Below are 18953 nucleotides of genomic sequence, written 5' to 3' on the forward strand. Positions count from 1 at the left end.
TACCTACTCGAATGCCGAATCGATGTCTTCGGAACGTCGCCGGAACGGATAGGCGATCGCAGTGCCGACGGCCAGCGCGGTGAGGCAGGCGACGGAGGCGACGACAGCGATCCGGCGCGGCCGCGGGTCCGGGCCGGCGGGGGGCACCGGAGCGGCTATGGCCTGCGGTTCGTCGGCACCGGAGCCGATCGGTGCGGCCGGCAGCGGTGCGGTGAGGGCGGCGAGCGGATCGATCAAACCGGCTCCGATGGCGTCGTTTCGGCCGGTTCCGGGTGCGTGCGCGGTGCCGATGATCCGGTCGATCACCTGCTGCGCAGTGAGTGCCGGGAATCGGGAACGCACCAGTGCAGCCAACCCGGCGACGTAGGGCGCCGCGAAGCTGGTGCCATCGATCGGCCGGATGCCGTCCTGGGTCTGGACACCGTCGACCAGGCCGGTGCCACCGGGTCTGCTGTCCAGCGACACGATATTGCGGCCGATCGCGGCGACTCCCACCCACGGACCGTGCAATGACAGTGCCGACGGCTGCCCGTCGGCATCCACCGATGCCACCGACAGGACGTAGGGCGCGAACCAGGCCGGTGACGGTACCGTGGCCACCGAGTCCCATCCGGTGCCCTCGTTCTGTGTCTCGCAGGCTCCGCCGGTCTCGACGTTGCCGGCTGCCGCCACCACCACGACATTGCGTTGGTACGCATATCGCACGGCCGCGCCGAGGGCGGCATCGGCGGTATCGCCCCCAGCGGGGGTGCACGCTACCTCGGAGATGTTGACGACAGTCGCCCCCATGTCCACGGCACGTACCACCGCGGCAGCGAGGGTGAGCACACTGCCGTAGCCCTCACTGCGCAGGTCGCCGGGTGGGTCGCCGGCCGCTCGCCGGTCCGCCCGCTCGTAGGCCAGGCTGAGCTGCCGGATGGTCAGGATCTCCGCTTCCGGCGCGACGCCGGCGAACGCGTCGGCCGGGCCGGGGCGGGCGGCGATGATGCCGGCTACCAAGGTGCCGTGGCCGTCACAGTCCACGGTTCCGTCGGTGTCGGAAACGAAGTCACCACCGGGCAGCAACGCGGGTAGCCGCGGATGCCGGGCAACGCCGGTATCGATGACGGCGACCCGCTGCCCGGCGCCGCGGCTGAATTGCCAGGCGGCGGGCAGATTCAGGACCTGTTGCGCGATCGGTGGCTCACTGGGCGGGCCGCCCCGTAGCACTGGCTCGGCGCACAACTGCCGCTGCTCGGTCGGCTCCAGCGGCCGGGGCGCACCGCTGAGCGCTTGCGCGGCCGCCAGTGCACCCATATCGATCTCGGGCGGTGCGAGGGCCGCAGCGGTGGTTCCGGGCAGCCCGGCCAGCAGCGTAGCCACGGCGACGGGGCAGAGCAGGCGACGCAGCCGCCGGGACACACCGAACCGGCTCATATGTTGCGGGCCATCGAGTACACACCCATTACCCACAGCACCAGCGGGATCAGCGCGATGATCAGCAGGTACTCGAAGATCTCGATCATCCGCCGGACCACCGGGGTGACCTCGACACGCGGCCCGACCACCCCGAAGCAGACCACCCCGAGTGCGAAGGCGAGCAGCACAGCGATCGCCGTGTATTCGGCGGCGGCGTGGCCGTAGGCGTAACCGGTGACCAGAGCCAGGAAGGCCGTTGCCCCGCCGATGATCATCGTTGCGGCCTGGGCGAGGTCGGCGAACGCCCGACCGCGCAGGCAGAGCACGATCGCCGTGATCACGGCCAGGGTGAGCCCTTGCCAACGGGTGGCGCCGAACAGGTCGGCGGCTTCGAAGGCACCGATGCCCGCTGCGGCCGTACATGCAGCCAGCGATCCGGTCTGCACTCGGTTTGCCGTGCGCGCCCGCTCACCCAGGCCCGCGGCCGAGGGCAAGGTGGTGGCACCGATCGCACCGATGCCCTCGATAGCCGGCCGCACTTCGTGATCGGCAGGGTCGATGGCGCCACCCGCGGTCGGCACGGGCGGAATCGGCACCCGCGCCACCACAGCCGCGAACCGGGGCACCGCCGACACCAGAGCGATACCGGCCACCAGCAATCCGGCCCCCAGCTTCGGCAGACCCGGGTGCCAGATCAGGTAGACACCCGCGGTGACGGCACCGATCACCGCGGCCACGATCACCCCGGCGAACAGGCCCGGGGCCACCCCGACGAGCCGGTAGCCCAGCACTGCTGCGACCGCCACCAGCACCGTGCCGAGCAGCAGGTTCGGCGCAGGCTGAGCACCGGGTACGAACAGCAACCCGGGCACGAACAGCACCCCGGCCCCGAATAACAGGAGCAAACCGTCCACGGACAACCAGGTGGCGACCAGCCGATCGGCATACTTGCGCCCGGCGATCCCGGCCGCGACCATCGCACCGCAGCCGAGCCCGAGCAACGCGAACGCAGGCGCCAGTGGGTCGCCGGACTGCCGCGCAGTCGCCAGCAGCACCATGGTCACTCCGATGACCACCGCCGAGAGCACCAGTCCGGTCCAGCGCGCGGCGGTGCCCGACCAACTGCGGAATTCCTTGCTGGTCAGCTGGGCCACCGCATCGATGACATCGTCGAACAGCGCCGGCACCTCGATCGCCTTGGCAGGCCGCAGTACCAGCAATTGGCCGTCGTAGATCTCTGCGTCGGTGAGGGAACGGCTGGGCGCGAGCGGATCTCCGCCGAGCCGCGCCAGCGTCCAGTGCCGCGCCGCCAGCGGCGGATCCTCCTCGTCGGCCGGCGGCTCCGGATTGCGCGATTCGATCAGCGCCACCAACTCGCCGATATAGCTCGCAATCGGCGCCGTTGCGGGCAGCCCGACGTCGAGCTGAGTATTGCCGCCGATGACCGACACCCGACACAGTTCGGGCTCGGCGGCACGGGCGGCACCCGTGGCAAACAACTCTGACACCAGCGATGAACTCTCGGACGTAGCAGACAGGTTCCGTTGCAACCTCGCGGCAGCGTTACCTAATCTAACGGAAGAACGAGCCCGGCCGCGATCCGTGATGCGATCACCGGGTGAACGGAATGCATACAGCACGAGAAGATTTCGGGGCCAGACACGCTAATGACCGGCAACCGCCAAGCCCAGCGCGCCTTCGACGCCGGGATCCTTTCCCTGGGTCTGTCGATCGATGGCCAGGAATCCACCCGCGACATCGAGTACGCCAAGCTCGCGTTCCAACGGGCCACCGAATGGGATCCGAACATGTGCGACGCCTGGCTGGGCCGGGCCGCCGCCGGTGAACTCACCCGCGAAGTACTGTCGAATCTGCAGCGCACCAGCCGTGATTCACTTGCCCGGGAGCAACGTCGGCTCGGCCTGCCGCCACGGTCGCTCGCCGGCCGCTTCCTACCGGGCCTCTACATCGATTACCCACTGGCCGGCCTGACCGAGATCTGGCTGGCGTGGGCCGCCCAGTTGATCGCGGACAAGGACTACGACGAGGCCGAGCGAGTGCTCGACGAACTGGAAACGCTCCGCGGGCAATCGGGCAGCGACCCCGACCGAGAGGTGGACGACAAGATCGCCGCATACGTCCGCGGTGTGCTGCACTACAACACCCAGCGCTGGTCGGACGTGATGACCGTGCTTGCCGGCTCGGCGGAGTGGGAGGATCCGTATCTGGCCGCGGGCGCCCATGTGATGGTCGGCACCTCATGTGCGCAGCTCGGATTGTTCGGTGAGGCGATCCGACGGATGGAGCAGGCCGAAGCCGGGCCGATTCCGGCTGCTCGGACCAACGCGATGTTCTGCCGGGGCCTGTGCCTGCGCGAGGCCGGTGACGAGACACAGGCCCAAGCACTGTTCGAGCAGGTGTATTCACAGTCGCCCGATTTCACGGCGAACGCGGCCGCGATGCGCGACCGTACCTACCGGATCACCGTCACCACCCGGGAGGTGATCGATGCCCGAACCGACCGCTGGGATCCGGCATCGGCACCGTCGCTGGAAGATCAGCAGCGTGAGCAGGCCCAGGACCGAGCTCAGGAGATTCTCGCCCAGGCCCGCGCCGATCTCGACAGCCAGATCGGCCTCGATTCGGTGAAAACCCAGGTGGCCAAACTGCAGTCGTCGGCCCAGCTCGCCAAGATCCGCGCCGAGAAAGGATTGGCCAGCCAGTCCCGCGGCCAGCATCTCGCCTTCACCGGCCCGCCGGGAACAGGGAAGACTACCATCGCTCGGATCGTCGCCAAGATCTACTGCGGGGTCGGGCTGCTGAAGACCGACCGCGTGGTCGAGGCGAAGCGCGTCGACTTCGTCAGTCAGAACCTCGGTGGCACCGCGATCAAAACCGAGAAACTCATCGACAGCGCCATGGACGGTGTGCTGTTCATCGATGAGGCCTACACACTGATCCAGACCGGGCTGTCCGGTGGCGACGCGTTCGGCCGCGAAGCGATCGATACCCTGCTGGCCCGGATGGAGAACGATCGCGACCGTCTCGTGGTGATCATCGCCGGCTACGACGGTGAGATCGACCGGCTGCTCGCCGCCAACGACGGCTTGGCCTCTCGATTCGCCAAACGACTGCAGTTCCCGTCCTACACTGCCGAGGAGCTCGGGCAGATCGGTGAAGTGATCGCCGGAAAACGCGACTCGCAACTGTCCGACAGTGCGCACGCCCTGCTGGTTCGCGCCTGCCGGCATCTCTACGACCAGCAGAGCACCGACCAGAGCGGCCAGGCACGCCGTGGCGTCGACGCGGCCGGCAACGGACGATTCATCCGCAACGTCATCGAAGCAGCGGAGGAGGAACGGGAATTCCGGCTGGCCAACGACGAATCGCTGGACTTGTCCGCGGTCGACGAGTCGGTGCTGATGCGGATCGAGGAAGCAGATATGCGCACCGCCCTTACCGGGCTACTGGCCAACCTCAACGTCGAGATGCCGACCGACTGAGACCTGCGGATCGGGTCAACGCCCGGTCGGCAGCGAGTCGTAGCTGGTCAGCGCCTGGTCGACGGAGAGCGTCGGCCCCGGAACGAGTTGTCCGACGATCGGCCAGGGCGCCAGCCGCGGTGTCGCGCCGAGCCCCAGCATTGCCGCTGTCTCGGCATCCGGAATCCCGTGCCGGACACCGTTGTCGGCGACATAGAACAGGCTGCCGCGTCGCGGGCTGCCCGGATCCACACCGGTGACGCGGATGAACTCGCCCGACCCCGGCGCGATGTAGGCCGCGTCGGCTCGGTCACCGATCCCGTCGGCGGTCGAGAATTCGACCGGCTGCGCCGAATCCGGCAACGGCAGGCGGGTCCCCAGCAGCATCCGGACCCGCGCCCGCTCCTGCGGCCCGTCCACCGCATCCGGATCCCGGGTACCCGCCGCTGTTCCCGGAGTCTTCGACCAGCTCAGGCAGGCCACCGGAGCATCCTCGGGATCGACGATGCGCGGCGAATGCTGCGGGAAGTCATCGGTCGGCAGCACATGCCGCACCGGAACGCTCGCCAGCGTATCGGGCGCTACGGTGGCGATCTCGGTCATTCCGTGCGAATCCGCGGTTCGCAATAGTTCCGCGGTGAAGGCGCTCACCGGCTGCACTCCATCGGCGAGAACGACGAAGGTCTCCGCGACCCCGTCCGGACCCGGCACCGAGATCACGCCACCGACCGGATACCGGGCCAGGGCTCCGGGACCCGGCCGCCCGGCGTCCGGAATCTGCGGCGGCGTGATCGCCGGCACCTCGGTGGTGGCACCGAGGAATCCGGTGCCGATCGGCCGGGCACGATGTCCGGCCAGTCCGACCGTCCGGGCGACCGTAACATCGGTGGGGTCGATGCGCGCCCGGAGCCCGGCATACACCAAGTAGGTCACGTCGTCCCGGCGCACCAGCAGCGCCTCCTGCGCCGTGGCGGCACCGATCGAATCACGCAACTCGGGGCGCGCGGCGATGATTGTCGTCTCGCCACCGGCGGAACCAGCGGCGCTGCCTGTTTCGGACAGCCCGGTCGTTTCACACAGTGTCCACTCCGACCGGTCACCCTGAGCGGAACCCGGCAGCGCGGCAGGCGCACCCGGAATCCCGAGCAGTGGACCGCGCGGCAGATCGCCGAGCTTGTCGTCCTTCACCGAGCTCGGTTCCTCCGCGGCACCTACGATGAGCCGAGCCGAGGCCAGATTCAGCACCGGGTGCAGGGTTTTCGAATCATCTGCACCGTGCACCACCACGTAGAGAGCGCCGCTCTGCTTACCGGTGACGATCAGCGAGTCCCCGACAGCGCCTTGCGGACGAATGAACGCCAGAATCGCGGCACCCGCCACCACGATCAGCCCGAGCACAGCACCGACGAGCAGGGACCGGATCTGGGATCGCATAGGGTCGTGCAGCATCCGGGCATCCCGGCGGACCAGGGCATGATCGAGCCGGCGCAACAGAAAACGATATCCGTTGACCTGAGTACGGGTAGTCAGCTGCGCCGGCACTGCGCCCCCATCGAGCGATCCATCACTGTTCCAGCCGACACGGTACCGTAACGACGAGAACAGCTCGGAGTCGTCACCGGGCGATGATCCACTGGATATCGATCAGGGACAACAATTTTGAACGAATCGATGAACTCCGGGAAAACAGGCAACCACACGGGTGCAGAACTGCGCGATCCGGAATTCTGGTTGTTCCGCATCTTCGGGCTGCGAGTCGTGCTGCCGGTGCTCGCGATGACCGTCGTGGTTTCCTGGATCGTCCTCGCCACTACCGATTCGGTGCCCGGTGCAACCAGCTCGGGCATCGCGCTCGGTGTACTCGCGCTGGCACCGATCCGTGGCCGTACCTCGGCCGCCCGCGCCGCCGACGCTGTTGTCCGGCGCATACGCCGGCAGGCGGGTGCCGAGCGCGTCGACCGGACCGCACCGTTCGACGTCCCGCTGCACGAGGGCGGGGGGTGCGGGGTGCGCTGGGACGGGGAGCTACTGCTCACCATGCTCGCCGTCGACCCGCCGCCGGACCGGCTGGCGATGCTGCGCAGCGGCGCCCTGAGCGCCGATCAGCTACTGCCGTTGACCGACCTCGCCCGCTGCCTCGACCAGTTCGATATCGAACTGACCGGCATAGATGTGATCGCCACCGGCGCCCGTACGGCCGGCACCGGACGAGCCGCGCACCTCTACGACCGCATTCTCGGACCACTCCCCGCGATCGCCCACCGCAGCTGCTGGCTGGTCCTGCGGCTCGACCCGCTGGCGAATGCGGCGGCCGTGGAAAAGCGGGGCGGGGCCGGCCGGGGCGCACTCCGTACTGCGATCATCGCCACCCGACGAGTGGCAAACCGGTTGGCCGCCGCCGATATCGCCGCATCGATGCTGACCGCCACCGAAATGAACCGCGCGCTGCGCGAACTCACCCACGGCTTCGACCTGCACACCCTCACCGAGGACGCGCGCTCCCTGCGCGCCGAAGACCGGTACCTGACGCTCTACCAGTTGGCCGCCGAGCATCTCGAGCCTGCGGGTCTTTCCGCCATCTGGTCCGCCCCGGCCTTGTCGACCACAGTCGTGCTGCGGCTGCGCCCCACCGACCGGCGGGACCCGGAACACTCGGTGGTGCTCAATGCCGTCGTCCGGTACGACACCGCGACGAAACCGGATCAGCCCCCGGTCCCCGGCCTGCGGGAACTACCCGGTCGGCAACTGCCGATCCTGTTGGATACGTTGCCGGTCGGTGCGGCCGGGTCGATCGGCGGCCGAGACGGCTATTCGGGCAGTCCGGAAGCGCTGACGGACCTCGCGGTGCCCACCACCGGTTGCGGGCAGCTGATCGGCGCCGACGGCTCCGGTCTGGGGATCGCAGTGCCGCTGATCGGTGACGGAACCCGCCACGTCGAAGTCATCGGACGCCTGGATCTTGCCCAGCAAGTGGTGCTGCGGGCGACGGCCCTGGGCGCCCGGGTCGTCGTGCACACCGCCCGACCGGCCGCCTGGCATGCGATGGTGGCCGAACTGTCCGCACCGCAGCTGCTCTCGCTGGCCCCGCATGCCGCGGCCGCCACTGCACCGGCGCCGGCTGCGCCACCGCTCCCGCCGACCGCGCCCTACCCGAGTACAACGGTGCTGGTGTTCGACGAGGTTCCGGCCACCGCCCACCTCGGCGGCGCAACTATCGTCACCATCCGGTCCGTCGCGCCAACGGAACCGGCAGGGACGGCCGATGTGACGCTGGTCCAGGATCCGCAGGCACCCAACCGGATAACCGTGCATACTGCCACCGGCAGCGCCACCGTCGACATGGTGACTACACCGGACGAGATGGCCTATATCGGAGAATCGCTCGCAGCTCGCTGATCTGGCTCTTCCGCAGGTGGAAACCGCCGGTGGCCGGCCGCGGGATTCCGCGACCGGCCACCGGCAGGTCCGGATCAGAAGTCGGCGAACCCGTCACCGACCTTGCCGTCGGCGTCGAGCGCCCGGTTGAGCGCATTCTCCACCTGCGCCGCCAGTTCGTCGAGCTTCTGCAGGGTGTCGCCCAGCTCGGTCGTGACGTTCTTGTGCGCCGTGTCGAACGCCGAGATCGCATTGTCACCCTGCAGGCTGTTACGGAACCCGCCGGCGGCGCCGTCGAGCTCGTCGATCTCGCCCTTCATCTTGCCGCCGTAGGTCTGCAGGTCGCTGAACAGCTCGTTCATCGCTGCGGGGTCGTAAAGAATGGTCATGGGAGTCTTCCTTCTCATCGAGTGGCCGAGCCGTACCCGGCCGGGAGTACGGGCCCGGTGGGCCCGCAGCAGCTACTACGCCAGGTTGGTGTACGTGCCGCCGCCGGACCCGCCGCTACCACCGGAGAGCCCCTCACCGTCCATGTTCATGATGACGTTCTTGCCCGAGCCCATCGCCTCGCTGAGCCGGTCGAACTTCTGGTTCAATGCTTCGGACTCTTCGTGCCAGGCGTTGGCGACCTTCACGAACTCGTCGTGCGCGGTGCCCTTCCAACCCCGCACGACCGCCTGCGCCGCATCATCGATCTGCTTGACCGAGTTGCGGAGGTTGCCGATTGCGTCGTCGAGCCGGGAGGTCGCGCTGTCGACGCCACCGGCTTCTACACCTACTGGTCCCTGAGGGGGCATTGCACTTACCTTTCGTTCACACCACTGTCGATTCGGGTAGATCTGGTCGGTCGGCTACTGCGATAGCCACCTCCCCCCGGGCAGCCCTTCCAAGAGCGCACCGACCGCCTGCACCAGGCGGTGGTCGGTACCCGGCGTGATGGTGGACCACAGGGCTCCGTCGGGCGCCGTCGCGGGCGCCACGACCAGCCGGCCACGCTCGGTGTCGTACACCGCGACCGCACCCGCCGCCCGGGTTGCGATTCCCGAACGGTGCGCAACGGCGACGACTTCGGCTCTGGAACGGCAAGACCCGAACGCGGCTCCCAGCGCCACGGCATCGTCGGCCGCGACACCCAGCGCATACAGCGCGTCGGTGTATTGCGCAGCCCCCGAGGCCGCATCGAGCCGGTCCGCGAGTTCGTCGGCGGGCGCTGTCGCCGGTGCGACCTCTGCAGGCGGGCATCGGTCCAGGACATCGGCCAGCGGCCGCACGATCTGTTCGACCGACCCGTCGATGGACAGCGCCGCCACTTCGAAAGCGTCACCGCTGCGCACGGCCGAAGCATGGTGAGTGCCACGCCGGGCGATGCACATCCGGCGCTCACCCTCGGGGCCGAAACTGCGGGCCACCAATTCGACATCCGGCTGGGAGAGTGTGTACAGCGCACCCGCCAACTCGGGCTCGACGTCACCGTAGGCGTCGATCAGCCCTCGCCCGGTCAGATCGGCGCGCGCCGCGGCGCGCGCCGATCGCCATTCGTCGATGTGATCCTGCCGCGGGCCGAGGCCCAGGACGGCGGGCATCGTCTGCACGCCCAGTTGTTCTGCGATGCAGAGCAATCCGTCGTTGGAAAGGGTCGTGGTCATCCGGCCGCCTCCGGCGGAGTGGTCGGCGGAGCGGTAGCCGGTTCGGGGGCGGGCGCAGCAGGACCGCCGAGGACGGCCGGCGCGGCAGTGATCTCACCGTCGAGCAGCTGGTCCGACGGATCACCGGCAGGTATCCCGGCACGGGGAAACCGGGCGGCGTCGCCGCCGGCACCCGCTCCGGCCAGCGGAGCGGCGGCCAGTGGCGCCGCATGCGGGGCCGGAGTGCTCGTCGGCTGAGCCACCGAACCGACCTGCGCCGGTGCGGTGGGTTGCACATAGACCGGCGCCCGATACGCGGTGCGGATCGGCCCGGGCGCGACCGGCAGACCCACAAGACCGACGGGGCCCACCGCGCCCACCGGAGCACCGGCGGCCGCACCGGATCCACCAGCGGTCCCGCGGCCCGGAGCGGGCTCCGGAACCAACACCGGCGGTGGCTGGTGCTGCCAGGACTGCGCCAGCGGGACGCTCGCCGCTTCGTAGCTGCGCATCACCCGCGACGCCACCGCCTTGGCTGCATCGGCGTCGTCGTCGGCTCCTGCCGCGATCGCCCTGATCGGGGCGCCCATCAGCTCACCGATCTGCGCCACCGTGCGCTGCAGTTCGGCGATGGCACGCACCTCGGCCGCATTCGGCATCGCGCGGATGGCCACCTCGTAGGCCACCACCTGAGCCTGCAGCCGGGCCGCGTTCACCGCTGCCGCCTCGGCCGCGTCGATCAGCCAGGCGCGCAGCTCCGAGAGCCGCTGCCACACTTCCTCACTGCGGCCGGACTGCCAGGCCTCACGCAGGGTGCGCAGCACCTGTTCGTAGTCGAGCGCGGCAGCGCCGAGCGCTGTCGCCAACCGGGCCCATGCGCTCGCTGCCTCGGCCATCGGCACCGCACCCGGTCCGGTGGTGAGCTCGGTCGCCAGCCGCTCCGATTCGCGCGCCTCCCACACCACCCCGGTGAAACCCGGCTGGGGCGGTTCGATCATCCGCCGAACCCCGCTCGGTTCTCGGCCTCCATCCGGTCGATATCGGAAACCCGGTCACGCAGCGTGATGGCCAGTTTCCGCACTTCCGCGACACCCGATTCGACGCTGTCCAGGTACGACCCGGCCACCTCGTTCGCGGTCAGCGCGGTGCGGGCGGATACCTCGTCCCGGCCGGCCGGCTCGATGGTCAGCGCGGCGGTGGCTTCCCGCAGGGCATCGTCGAGCCGTCCGGCCAGTGCATCCAGATCGTGCGCGGCACGCTGCGCTGCGGCCGCATCGAATTCGAAAGCCGGTGCGTTCGTTTCGTCGGTGGTCATGTCCCCGCCTGCACTTCCGTGTATCACAGTGTGAGTTCTTTGTCCGGCGGCGGACCGGCGTCGTCGACGCTCGCCCCGAGCACCGGCAGCGCGCCCGATTCGAGCTCGCCCACTACCTCGTCGCCATTGCTGCTGGTCACCATCTGGGTATGGATCGCGTCGTTGGCGGCAGCCTCGCCGCCGCGGGCCGCCGCACCCATACCGCCCATCGGCATGACGCCCGGCCCGCCCCGGCCCGACGCCGCCGACGAACCGGAGCCCGATGCTGTCGCGGCCACCGGCGATCCCGCCGACGACGTGGTGCCGGCCGGGTGCGCCCCTTGCCACGGACTCAGCGGGGTGTACGAGCGGGCGGCTCCGGTCCCACCGCCCGTCCCACCGAGCACACCGCCGGGCATCCCACCGGCCGGGGCGTCCGCCGGGGCTTCGCCCTCCGCATCGGCTCGGTCCTGTTCGGCCCGGTCCTCGGCCTGTCGCTGCGCGGCCAGTGCCGCCTGGGACTGGGCCACCTGCCCGGCCAGTGAGGTCATTGTGCCGATCAGCGGTGTGATCATGCTCATCATCTGCGACATCTGCTGGGCACTGTCGACACCGGTGGGCGCCGCGGTCACCGGCACCTTCTCACCGGCGGCGGTCATCTCGGCGCTGTGGCCGACCATCTGGGCCTTGGTCTCTGCGGTGATGAGCAATGCCTCCGTGATCGCCTCGATCGTGGCCGCGATCAGAACCGATTGGCCGGCCAGTGTCGCCGCATACAGCGGCGCCAACGCCACCGTCGCCGAGTACCGAGCCAGCACCCCGCCCAGCTTCGCCGCACCGATCGCCACACTGCTCGCCGCGTTCAACATCACGGCCTTCTCCTGAGCGTTCTGGGCGCCCAGTTTCGCCGAATCGGATTGCGCCGCGGCGGCCTTCTTCGATGCTTCGGTAGCACCCATGCCCTGCCACAGCGACATCAGGGTCTGCAGTGCAGTGGAGCCGATCGTCATGGCGGTCTGCAGGACCTGGGTGACGTCGGCGAACATCTGCATCGGGTCCTGCGCCGCGGCTGCCGGCATCCCGCCTTCCGGCGGCGCCTGGGTGTCGGTCAGCTTGCCGTGCCCGAAAGCCGATGCGAGGTCGGTCAACGGCTTCATCAGCGCGCTCAGGTCGATCATCGGCAGCGGCGGCAGCTCCGGTGGCTGTACGGTCCCCGGCAGCTCCGGCAGCCGGGGGAACCCGAGTTCGGGCAGTACATCGTTCACCGGCATGTCGAGCATCGGCGCCAGCGAGCTGCCGCGCAGCAGATCCAGAACCGTCGGGTCGAGGGGGTCCGCGCCCGGTGGTGGAGTCGATCCGGGAATGTCCATGGCTACGGGACCACGGTCGAGATGTTCGCACCCGACGCAGCGTCGGCACCCGTATAGGTGGCGGCAGCCTGCTGCGCGGTGAGCGCGGTACCGGCGTGCACTGCCGCCAGCTCGGCCACCGACGAGAGATGATTCGCCTGCGCGAACGCGAACGAGGCCAGGAACTCCTGACCGATCAAACCGAAGACCGGAACCACGGCGGCGACAGTCATCGCCTGGTCGGCCGCACCGGCCGCGGCAACACCGGCGGCCAGGTCCGCCGAGGTACCGGCGTAGGCCAGCAAGGCCTCGGGAGCAACTTCGACGTGGGTCATAGCAGGAATCCAATCATGAAACACTGCAGGGTATTCCGCAGTTCGTGTGTACCCGTCCGACAAGCCGTACGGGTGACCTCCGGGTTAAGTTTCGTCAACCTGCGGCGCTCTCCTCGTTGAACGCGGTGATCAGCTCGGCACGCCGGCTCATCGCCTCGTGCGCTGCAGCGCGCGCCGTCTCGGTGACCAGCCGGCCGAATTCCGCGGGCGTGAGCTTCGAGATCCCCGCCGTGAAGTCGAGCCCGACCAACGCCCCGGCCCCGTCGACCTCGGCCGTCACGGCACCATCCGGGCTGGTCACAACCGCCCGGACCGCCGAGGTCGATTCGTTCAGGTCCTTCAATCGGTACAGCTGGCCCTGAACTCGGGCGATCAGCTCGTCCATCGTGTCGACCATCGTCGATGTCCCCCCTTCCGCTCAGATCGGCCGTAGCCAACTCTGTGGCTGCATGTCGTATTCCTGCTCGTCGGCGAGCTCCTGCGCTGCCACGTCCGCCTCGGTCGGCAGACCCGCCGCGGCGAGCAGGCTCGGATCGAACCCCGATTCGGCGAGCTGGTTCCGCCGCGCCAGCCCGGCTCGCTGCGCCGAACGGCGGCACAGCCGGAGCACCTCCGCGGCCAGCGCGCTCGGATCCCGGCGCAACTGGTCGGCATCGACCCGGACATTTAGGGGCAAGCCTTGTTCGGTGGTGCGCACCGCGATCGACCCGGTCAGCGAGGAGGCATGGAACTCGGTCGGAAATTCTGGCATCTGCTCCTCCACGATCACAACCGATCGTCCTTGATTGCGCGAACCACCTCGGCGATTCCGGAATTGATCAGTGCCGCAAACCTTCTGCCATCGGATGCGGTGACCGTCGGCGGACTTCCGGGTAGTACCACGTAGCGACCATCGGCTTCGATGTCCCGCCACGACAGCTGGGTTCGCGTGATCCCACGAGGACCGAATCGCGACCAGCCCTGGCTGATCTCGACTGTACCCGCCGCCGTTGTCGGCGCCACGGTGAATTCTGCACTCCAGTCGTCGTCCTCGTCGTCATCGTGGACCAGGGACCGGCCGAAGCGGCGGTCCATGGTGGGTTCGGGCTCCGATCGAATCAGTTCGAAATCCCGGCGTCGGCCCCCGGGTGCATCGGGCAGCGCGGCCGCCATCGCATCACCGAGGCTCAGTACATCGTGTTCGGCCACATCGAATCCGCCGGCATCGTCGAGCGTCTCACCAGGACGTTGTGTCACCAGGAAGGCGTCGTCACCGCGACGGACGGCAAGGTGCCGCCGCACCTGGGCCGGATCGAGGTACTCAGCCGTGCTCGAGCCTTCGACCGCGTAGCTGACCAGGCGCAGGTCGGGTCGTTCCAGTGCCGAAATCAGTCGATCGAGTTCCGGGCCGCACTCTCGGCGTAGCGAATACCACGCCTCGCGAACGATTCGTTTGGCTTCCCCTGCGGTCGGCGCCAGACCACGCCGCACGAACGGTTCCGGAAGACCTTCCCTGGAACGGTCGAAGATCGATGCGAACTCCGCCACCGACAGGTGCCAAGAGGTCGTCGTCACTGTTCGACAACCGGCTTGGCCACGACCGGCGCATCGCCCAGAGCCTCCTCGATGTGCTCCACCGAGTCGAGGTACGCGGCGCGCTTGTGCTGTTTCTGCTGACCACCGCCCGCACCGGCCCCGGCACCGCCCATGGGTCCCATCGGACCTGGGGTGCCCGGCATCCCGGCGCCCGCAGCCGCGATACCCGACCGGAACCCTTCGACACCGGTGGTGACCGATGCTCGGGGGAACAGGCGTGCGGAGTTGTCCGCATTCTGTGGGACCGACGGGGCACCCGCACCGGCTCCGCCGGCACCACTCGGTGCACCTGCCCCCTGTGCGGCAGCGCTCACCTTCTTGGCTGCCTCCTCCAGACTGTTCGGCAGCCCCGCCATACCCGGAATCCCACCGAGCGCGTTCTGTCCCTCCGAAAGCGCCTGTTGCGCGGCGGCCTGTGCCTGCTGCAAACCTTGCTGCATCGCCTGCTGGGCCTGCTGCGCGGCCTGTTGCGCCTGCTGGGCAGCTCGTTGTTCCGCCTGCCGCGCCGTTGCAGCCGCACGCTGCTCCTCGGCCTGCCGCGCCAGCCGCTCGGCCTGCTGTTGTGCCCGAGTCAGGGCTCCTGCCTGTTCGAGAGCCTGCCCGGCGAGCAGCGCACCGTTGGCAGCAGCCGATCCGAGACCCGCCATCGCCGCAGCGTCCAGACCGGTGGTTCCGGCGCCGGATCCCGTTCCGGCCCCGGCGCCGGAACCTGTGTAGGTACCGCCGTTACCGCCACCTGCGTTGTTGCCGCTGGTCGGTGGTTTGGGATCGGGAAGTACCGCAATCACATCAGCGGTGTGCTCGACTCCGGGCACGTAGGTGTTGTTCATCACCTCGACGTATCTGCCCTTCCGAACGGTGGCCTGCCGAATGTAGTCAGGACTGTTCGGAGCCAGCACATACTCGCCCGAGAAGGGCACGGTGTCATTCACCGATTGCAGACATGTCCCGGTGGTGTGCACCCAAGCAGACACATATTCGAGTGCGTCACCGAGCAGATTCATGTTGCCGACCAGCTGATCCGCGTCGGTGGTGTAGCCGGTGATCGCGGCCTGTGCCCGAGCAGCGCCGCCTTCGACGTTCGGGCTCGTCCAACTGCTCGCCGAGGCGATCATCTTGTTCTTCAGCGTGCCGAAGGTCTCGTCCAACTCGCCGGCCAACCAGCGCCAGTCCGCGGCAGCCTGCGCGATCCTGGTCGGAATGGGATCGGGCGCGCCCTCGGTGATCGACGCCAGGATCCGCTGGTATTCCTGGTAGGAGAAGTCATTCGGGTCCTCCGGGCTCACCCGCATCGGATCGAAGGTGACACCCGAGGCACTCACCAAGGTATCGGGCAGCCCCCAGTTCGATTCATCGAGCGTTCCGACCTCCAGGTGCTCGGGCACCGGAACCTTGTCGGCCGCATTCGAGTGCGAATAGTCGTTCATCGGATCCAAACCGGCAGGCCCGGGGCGTGGTGACAGGTTCTCGGTGATATCTCGATGGTCGGCGATCCGCTGCTCGAGCATCTGGAAGTCCACACTGCTGCCGTCATCGGTGCCGGAGTAGTGCTTGGCTGCCGACATGAACGTATCGCAGAGGTCATCGAGGATCTTGTCGTGATCATCCAGGATCCCGGACAGGTCGATGCCTTTCGCCGAGAATCTCGACGCCAGAGCTTCGGCAGAGTCGATGATGTCGGCGAACGGTGGAAGGTCGTCCACGCGGGACACTTCCCTCTTCACCGAGGTGATCCGAACACGCATCCCGTTGGCGGCATTCACCAGCCCTTCGAGCGTTCCCGGGTGCAGCTCGAGCGCACCGTTCTGGGCAGCGCTGCGCAGCCCGGCCCATTGTGCTGCGACATCTTCACCCGTCATGCCGGACCGTCTCCCTCACTTCCGATCGAACATCGAGCACTGGTGCGAGTATAGGGCGTCCCATTCGAATCCTGCATGTACAGAAGCCATCCGGACGATGTACGACACCTCTCGGGCAGACGGGGACACCTCGGCGCTGGTCTGCACCGCGATGGTGAGCTACCCCCCGCTGTCCGGCGCCGCCGCGGCGGCCCGCTCGCCGGCCACTCCGGCAAGTACCAGCTGGTACCAGGCGCCGTCCGGGTCCACCGTCGCACCGAAGACCTCGTCGAGCACCGGCCGCGAGACCAGGCCGGAGTCGGCCGCCCGGACCAGTTCGGTCACCGCCGACGATCCGCCCGGAATCTGTTGTCCGTCCAGCAGTCCCGCAACGATCTCGGCGACCGACTCGGGCGTCCAGATCGCGGGCACCGCACCGGCGAGGTCGTCGGCACGCGGGGAATCGCCCCGATACCAGCGACCGTCGCGCCACCAGTAGCAGAAGGACAACATGCCGCTGGTGGCCCGGCGATCCAGCACCTGTTCGGCCACCCATGCCGGCGCGCCCGCATACAGTCGGGGCAGCATCGGGACATCGTCGGCCGAAACTACATCGCGATAGGCAGATACCAGTGCCGGCGCATTCCATATCCCGCCGGAGAGGACTGCGCGGCCGTCGGGCAGCACGCACAGCGTCGAACCGCTGCGACTCGCGCCCTCGAACCGGCACACCGCAGGCGCCACCCGCGGGCCCCAGTCCGAACCGACCGCCACGAACGCCGCGGAGAGCAACGCCCAGCGGCGTACCAGCACCGGCAGCGCCGGAAAGTCGACGTCCGGGTCGGAGAAGGTAGCGACGACGCCGGAGGCGGCATCATTCAGTGCCTGCTCGGCCGCCGCCTTCGGCGAACGGGTCTGCAGATCGCCACCGAAAAGATATGCGGCCAGCCAGACCGGTAGCTGCCGACGTGGATACGCGTCGAGATCGGCGGCATACACCGCCGGGGCGAACAGCTGATCGTCCGGGAACGGGTCGTCACCGTAGTCGTAGTCGACCGCCAGCTCCCCCGACGGTGTGACCGTCATCAGATAGCGCCACCAGGGACCGTCGCCGAACTCGGCGGACAGCTGCCTGTGCGAACGCAGCAGCCCGAGCAGTTCCTCACTCGGGAACATCCGGGCGATCCGATCATGTTCGTCGGTGAACACGATGAGACTCACTTCGGCAGCAGTGGTCATCGAGAAAACGGCCTGCGCCCGCCGCCAGCCCTGCGGGCCGAGCCCGGCCACTGTCCGGGCGATCCGGCGACTCAGCCCCGCCGCCCGTTCGACCGTCTCGTCCTGGGTGACCGTGCTGACCGCGGCGCCGAGGGTGAACCCGACGTCGGGATCCATTTCGTTGTCCATCTCCAGTTACTCCGGCCGGTCACCACCAGCGCAGCAGCGCTGCCTGTAGCTCCTCGTCACCGGGATCTATTGCGGGTGGGCGGTATCCACCGGCGCGTACGTGGTCGACGAACTCGACCGGCAGCTCCGGCGATCGCCTCGACAGGTAGTGCAGCGAATCGGTACGCCAAACCCACACACCGTCGGTGTGCAGTGACGACCCGCCGGGAATCGAACGCCCCGGCTCGAGCAGATCCGGCACGGCTTCCATGACATCGAAACCGGCGGGTGCATTACGCAGGTAGTCGAGAATCCGGTCACGATCCGGTTCCGCGGTCACATCGCCGGCCTCGGCCAGTGCCGGCAACTCCGGATGGCCCCCCTCGTACATCTCCCGGTACATCGCCACCGGCCGCAAGTCCATCGAGTCGATTCCTTCCCATCCGCCCCGTATTTCGCGCTACCCGAATGCTGTCACGTCTCGAACCATCAGGCATCCGGAGAATCGACGATGCCCGGCTGAACCGGCCTGACGCCGTACTCCGAACCGTCGTAGTCGAGCCGATAGATCAGTTCACCGGACTCGGAATAGTCCTCCCGGAGCCGGAGTTCACCCCAATCGTCGAACTCGCACCGACGGCTCGGCGCTCCGTTCGGATACCACCGCAGCCAGTCGCCGACCGCGCGATCTCGCACCACACGACCGGCCGACTTCGGCGCCCCGTCCGGGTACCACGTCCGGAACGGACCGTCCTCGATGCCGTTCACAAAGGTCAGCTGCGCCACCACGGTGCCGTCCGATCGTTCCACCGCGGTGCCGGTGTAGGGCTCGCCCCGCAGGTACATCCGCCGGCCGGGGGACCAGTCGCCCACGTCGGGGTCGTCGATGTCGATAGGTTCGTCGCTCATCGATCCTCACTCCCGCAGATCGATCCGGTCCAGCAGTTCGCCGGACTCATCGAACTCCTCCTCCAACAGCCACGCCCCCTCCGGGCTGTACAGGGTCCGCCTGGCCAGCCTACCGTTCGGATGCCAGCGCCGGTTCTCGCCGATCATCTGCCCGTCCGACCCGACGAAGTACTCTTCCCGCAAAGCTTCGTCCGGATACCAACGCCGGCACAGACCGCTGCCCACCCCCTCGACGCAGGTCCAGAGCTCGACCACGGAGCCGTCGTACCTCTCTTGCACGATCTGCCCGGTGAACGGCTCGCCACGGTATCGCCAGACAACCGGGTCGGAGTCGGTCGTCAGCTCAGGATCGGACAACCTGATCAGTTCCCCGTGCACGTCGTACTC

20 protein-coding genes are annotated in these 18953 nt (G+C 68.3%); 2 read left to right on the forward strand and 18 right to left on the reverse strand.

The window, feature by feature from the left end:
* Positions 1 to 3: 3 nt before the first annotated feature.
* Positions 4 to 1416 (reverse strand): type VII secretion-associated serine protease mycosin, encoded by a 1413-nt coding sequence (mycP, locus tag AC1HFH_RS23305; RefSeq protein WP_480244918.1) that lies wholly within the window; start codon positions 1414 to 1416, stop codon positions 4 to 6.
* Positions 1413 to 3038, reverse strand: coding sequence for a type VII secretion integral membrane protein EccD (gene eccD, locus AC1HFH_RS23310; RefSeq protein WP_480244919.1), 1626 nt, complete (start codon positions 3036 to 3038; stop codon positions 1413 to 1415). Before eccD ends, mycP begins: the two co-directional genes overlap by 4 nt.
* Positions 3039 to 3065: 27 nt before the next feature.
* Here eccD and eccA point away from each other — a divergent pair, with 27 nt between their 5' ends.
* Positions 3066 to 4901, forward strand: coding sequence for a type VII secretion AAA-ATPase EccA (eccA, locus tag AC1HFH_RS23315; RefSeq protein WP_480244920.1), 1836 nt, complete (start codon positions 3066 to 3068; stop codon positions 4899 to 4901).
* Between the two features lie 15 nt (positions 4902 to 4916).
* Here eccA and eccB read toward each other — a convergent pair whose 3' ends face one another.
* Positions 4917 to 6371, reverse strand: coding sequence for a type VII secretion protein EccB (gene eccB / locus AC1HFH_RS23320; RefSeq protein ID WP_480244921.1), 1455 nt, complete (start codon positions 6369 to 6371; stop codon positions 4917 to 4919).
* Between the two features lie 168 nt (positions 6372 to 6539).
* Here eccB and eccE point away from each other — a divergent pair, with 168 nt between their 5' ends.
* A complete protein-coding gene (eccE, locus tag AC1HFH_RS23325; RefSeq protein WP_480244922.1) occupies positions 6540 to 8276 on the forward strand; it encodes a type VII secretion protein EccE in 1737 nt (578 codons plus the stop codon).
* 74 nt (positions 8277 to 8350) lie between these two features.
* Here eccE and AC1HFH_RS23330 read toward each other — a convergent pair whose 3' ends face one another.
* The 15 genes from AC1HFH_RS23330 to AC1HFH_RS23400 all read right to left on the reverse strand — a co-directional run bounded on the left by AC1HFH_RS23330 (position 8351) and on the right by AC1HFH_RS23400 (position 18944).
* Complete coding sequence (locus tag AC1HFH_RS23330) at positions 8351 to 8644, reverse strand: WXG100 family type VII secretion target (protein WP_480244923.1); 294 nt, start codon at positions 8642 to 8644, stop codon at positions 8351 to 8353.
* A gap of 75 nt (positions 8645 to 8719) precedes the next feature.
* Positions 8720 to 9052 (reverse strand): WXG100 family type VII secretion target, encoded by a 333-nt coding sequence (locus AC1HFH_RS23335; RefSeq protein WP_480244924.1) that lies wholly within the window; start codon positions 9050 to 9052, stop codon positions 8720 to 8722.
* 54 nt (positions 9053 to 9106) lie between these two features.
* Positions 9107 to 9901 (reverse strand): ESX secretion-associated protein EspG, encoded by a 795-nt coding sequence (locus AC1HFH_RS23340; RefSeq protein WP_480244925.1) that lies wholly within the window; start codon positions 9899 to 9901, stop codon positions 9107 to 9109.
* Positions 9898 to 10878: a PPE domain-containing protein gene (locus AC1HFH_RS23345; RefSeq protein ID WP_480244926.1), complete on the reverse strand. Its 981-nt coding sequence runs from the start codon at positions 10876 to 10878 to the stop codon at positions 9898 to 9900. Before AC1HFH_RS23345 ends, AC1HFH_RS23340 begins: the two co-directional genes overlap by 4 nt.
* Positions 10875 to 11195 (reverse strand): PE family protein, encoded by a 321-nt coding sequence (locus AC1HFH_RS23350; RefSeq protein ID WP_480244927.1) that lies wholly within the window; start codon positions 11193 to 11195, stop codon positions 10875 to 10877. The genes AC1HFH_RS23345 and AC1HFH_RS23350 overlap by 4 nt, the downstream gene beginning before the upstream one ends.
* A 23-nt stretch (positions 11196 to 11218) precedes the next feature.
* Positions 11219 to 12544 (reverse strand): hypothetical protein, encoded by a 1326-nt coding sequence (locus tag AC1HFH_RS23355; protein WP_480244928.1) that lies wholly within the window; start codon positions 12542 to 12544, stop codon positions 11219 to 11221.
* Positions 12545 to 12546: 2 nt separating this feature from the next.
* Complete coding sequence (locus AC1HFH_RS23360) at positions 12547 to 12858, reverse strand: type VII secretion target (RefSeq protein WP_480244929.1); 312 nt, start codon at positions 12856 to 12858, stop codon at positions 12547 to 12549.
* Positions 12859 to 12952: 94 nt separating this feature from the next.
* Positions 12953 to 13255, reverse strand: a complete 303-nt coding sequence (locus AC1HFH_RS23365; protein WP_480244930.1) for a YbaB/EbfC family nucleoid-associated protein — start codon at positions 13253 to 13255, stop codon at positions 12953 to 12955.
* Between the two features lie 21 nt (positions 13256 to 13276).
* Positions 13277 to 13609: a hypothetical protein gene (locus AC1HFH_RS23370; RefSeq protein ID WP_480244931.1), complete on the reverse strand. Its 333-nt coding sequence runs from the start codon at positions 13607 to 13609 to the stop codon at positions 13277 to 13279.
* A gap of 14 nt (positions 13610 to 13623) precedes the next feature.
* Complete coding sequence (locus AC1HFH_RS23375) at positions 13624 to 14412, reverse strand: ESX secretion-associated protein EspG (protein WP_480244932.1); 789 nt, start codon at positions 14410 to 14412, stop codon at positions 13624 to 13626.
* A complete protein-coding gene (locus tag AC1HFH_RS23380) occupies positions 14409 to 16292 on the reverse strand; it encodes a hypothetical protein (RefSeq protein WP_480244933.1) in 1884 nt (627 codons plus the stop codon). Before AC1HFH_RS23380 ends, AC1HFH_RS23375 begins: the two co-directional genes overlap by 4 nt.
* A gap of 159 nt (positions 16293 to 16451) precedes the next feature.
* Positions 16452 to 17678, reverse strand: a complete 1227-nt coding sequence (locus tag AC1HFH_RS23385; protein ID WP_480244934.1) for a hypothetical protein — start codon at positions 17676 to 17678, stop codon at positions 16452 to 16454.
* A 19-nt stretch (positions 17679 to 17697) separates the two neighbouring features.
* Positions 17698 to 18081, reverse strand: coding sequence for a hypothetical protein (locus AC1HFH_RS23390; protein WP_480244935.1), 384 nt, complete (start codon positions 18079 to 18081; stop codon positions 17698 to 17700).
* A 65-nt stretch (positions 18082 to 18146) separates the two neighbouring features.
* A complete protein-coding gene (locus AC1HFH_RS23395; RefSeq protein ID WP_480244936.1) occupies positions 18147 to 18566 on the reverse strand; it encodes a toxin-antitoxin system YwqK family antitoxin in 420 nt (139 codons plus the stop codon).
* Positions 18567 to 18572: 6 nt separating this feature from the next.
* A complete protein-coding gene (locus tag AC1HFH_RS23400; protein ID WP_480244937.1) occupies positions 18573 to 18944 on the reverse strand; it encodes a toxin-antitoxin system YwqK family antitoxin in 372 nt (123 codons plus the stop codon).
* Between the last annotated feature and the right edge of the window lie 9 nt (positions 18945 to 18953).

Source organism: Nocardia sp. KT25-26, assembly GCF_056627695.1.

Excerpts from the sequence above, each read along its gene's own strand:
- mycP (WP_480244918.1), bottom strand. The coding sequence starts at position 1,416 with ATGAGCCGGTTCGGTGTGTCCCGGCGGCTGCGTCGCCTGCTCTGCCCC.
- eccA (WP_480244920.1), top strand. The coding sequence starts at position 3,066 with ATGACCGGCAACCGCCAAGCCCAGCGCGCCTTCGACGCCGGGATCCTT.
- AC1HFH_RS23330 (WP_480244923.1), bottom strand. The coding sequence starts at position 8,644 with ATGACCATTCTTTACGACCCCGCAGCGATGAACGAGCTGTTCAGCGAC.
- AC1HFH_RS23335 (WP_480244924.1), bottom strand. The coding sequence starts at position 9,052 with ATGCCCCCTCAGGGACCAGTAGGTGTAGAAGCCGGTGGCGTCGACAGC.
- AC1HFH_RS23340 (WP_480244925.1), bottom strand. The coding sequence starts at position 9,901 with ATGACCACGACCCTTTCCAACGACGGATTGCTCTGCATCGCAGAACAA.
- AC1HFH_RS23345 (WP_480244926.1), bottom strand. The coding sequence starts at position 10,878 with ATGATCGAACCGCCCCAGCCGGGTTTCACCGGGGTGGTGTGGGAGGCG.
- AC1HFH_RS23350 (WP_480244927.1), bottom strand. The coding sequence starts at position 11,195 with ATGACCACCGACGAAACGAACGCACCGGCTTTCGAATTCGATGCGGCC.
- AC1HFH_RS23355 (WP_480244928.1), bottom strand. The coding sequence starts at position 12,544 with ATGGACATTCCCGGATCGACTCCACCACCGGGCGCGGACCCCCTCGAC.
- AC1HFH_RS23360 (WP_480244929.1), bottom strand. The coding sequence starts at position 12,858 with ATGACCCACGTCGAAGTTGCTCCCGAGGCCTTGCTGGCCTACGCCGGT.
- AC1HFH_RS23365 (WP_480244930.1), bottom strand. The coding sequence starts at position 13,255 with ATGGTCGACACGATGGACGAGCTGATCGCCCGAGTTCAGGGCCAGCTG.
- AC1HFH_RS23370 (WP_480244931.1), bottom strand. The coding sequence starts at position 13,609 with ATGCCAGAATTTCCGACCGAGTTCCATGCCTCCTCGCTGACCGGGTCG.
- AC1HFH_RS23380 (WP_480244933.1), bottom strand. The coding sequence starts at position 16,292 with ATGACGGGTGAAGATGTCGCAGCACAATGGGCCGGGCTGCGCAGCGCT.
- AC1HFH_RS23385 (WP_480244934.1), bottom strand. The coding sequence starts at position 17,678 with ATGGACAACGAAATGGATCCCGACGTCGGGTTCACCCTCGGCGCCGCG.
- AC1HFH_RS23390 (WP_480244935.1), bottom strand. The coding sequence starts at position 18,081 with ATGGACTTGCGGCCGGTGGCGATGTACCGGGAGATGTACGAGGGGGGC.
- AC1HFH_RS23395 (WP_480244936.1), bottom strand. The coding sequence starts at position 18,566 with ATGAGCGACGAACCTATCGACATCGACGACCCCGACGTGGGCGACTGG.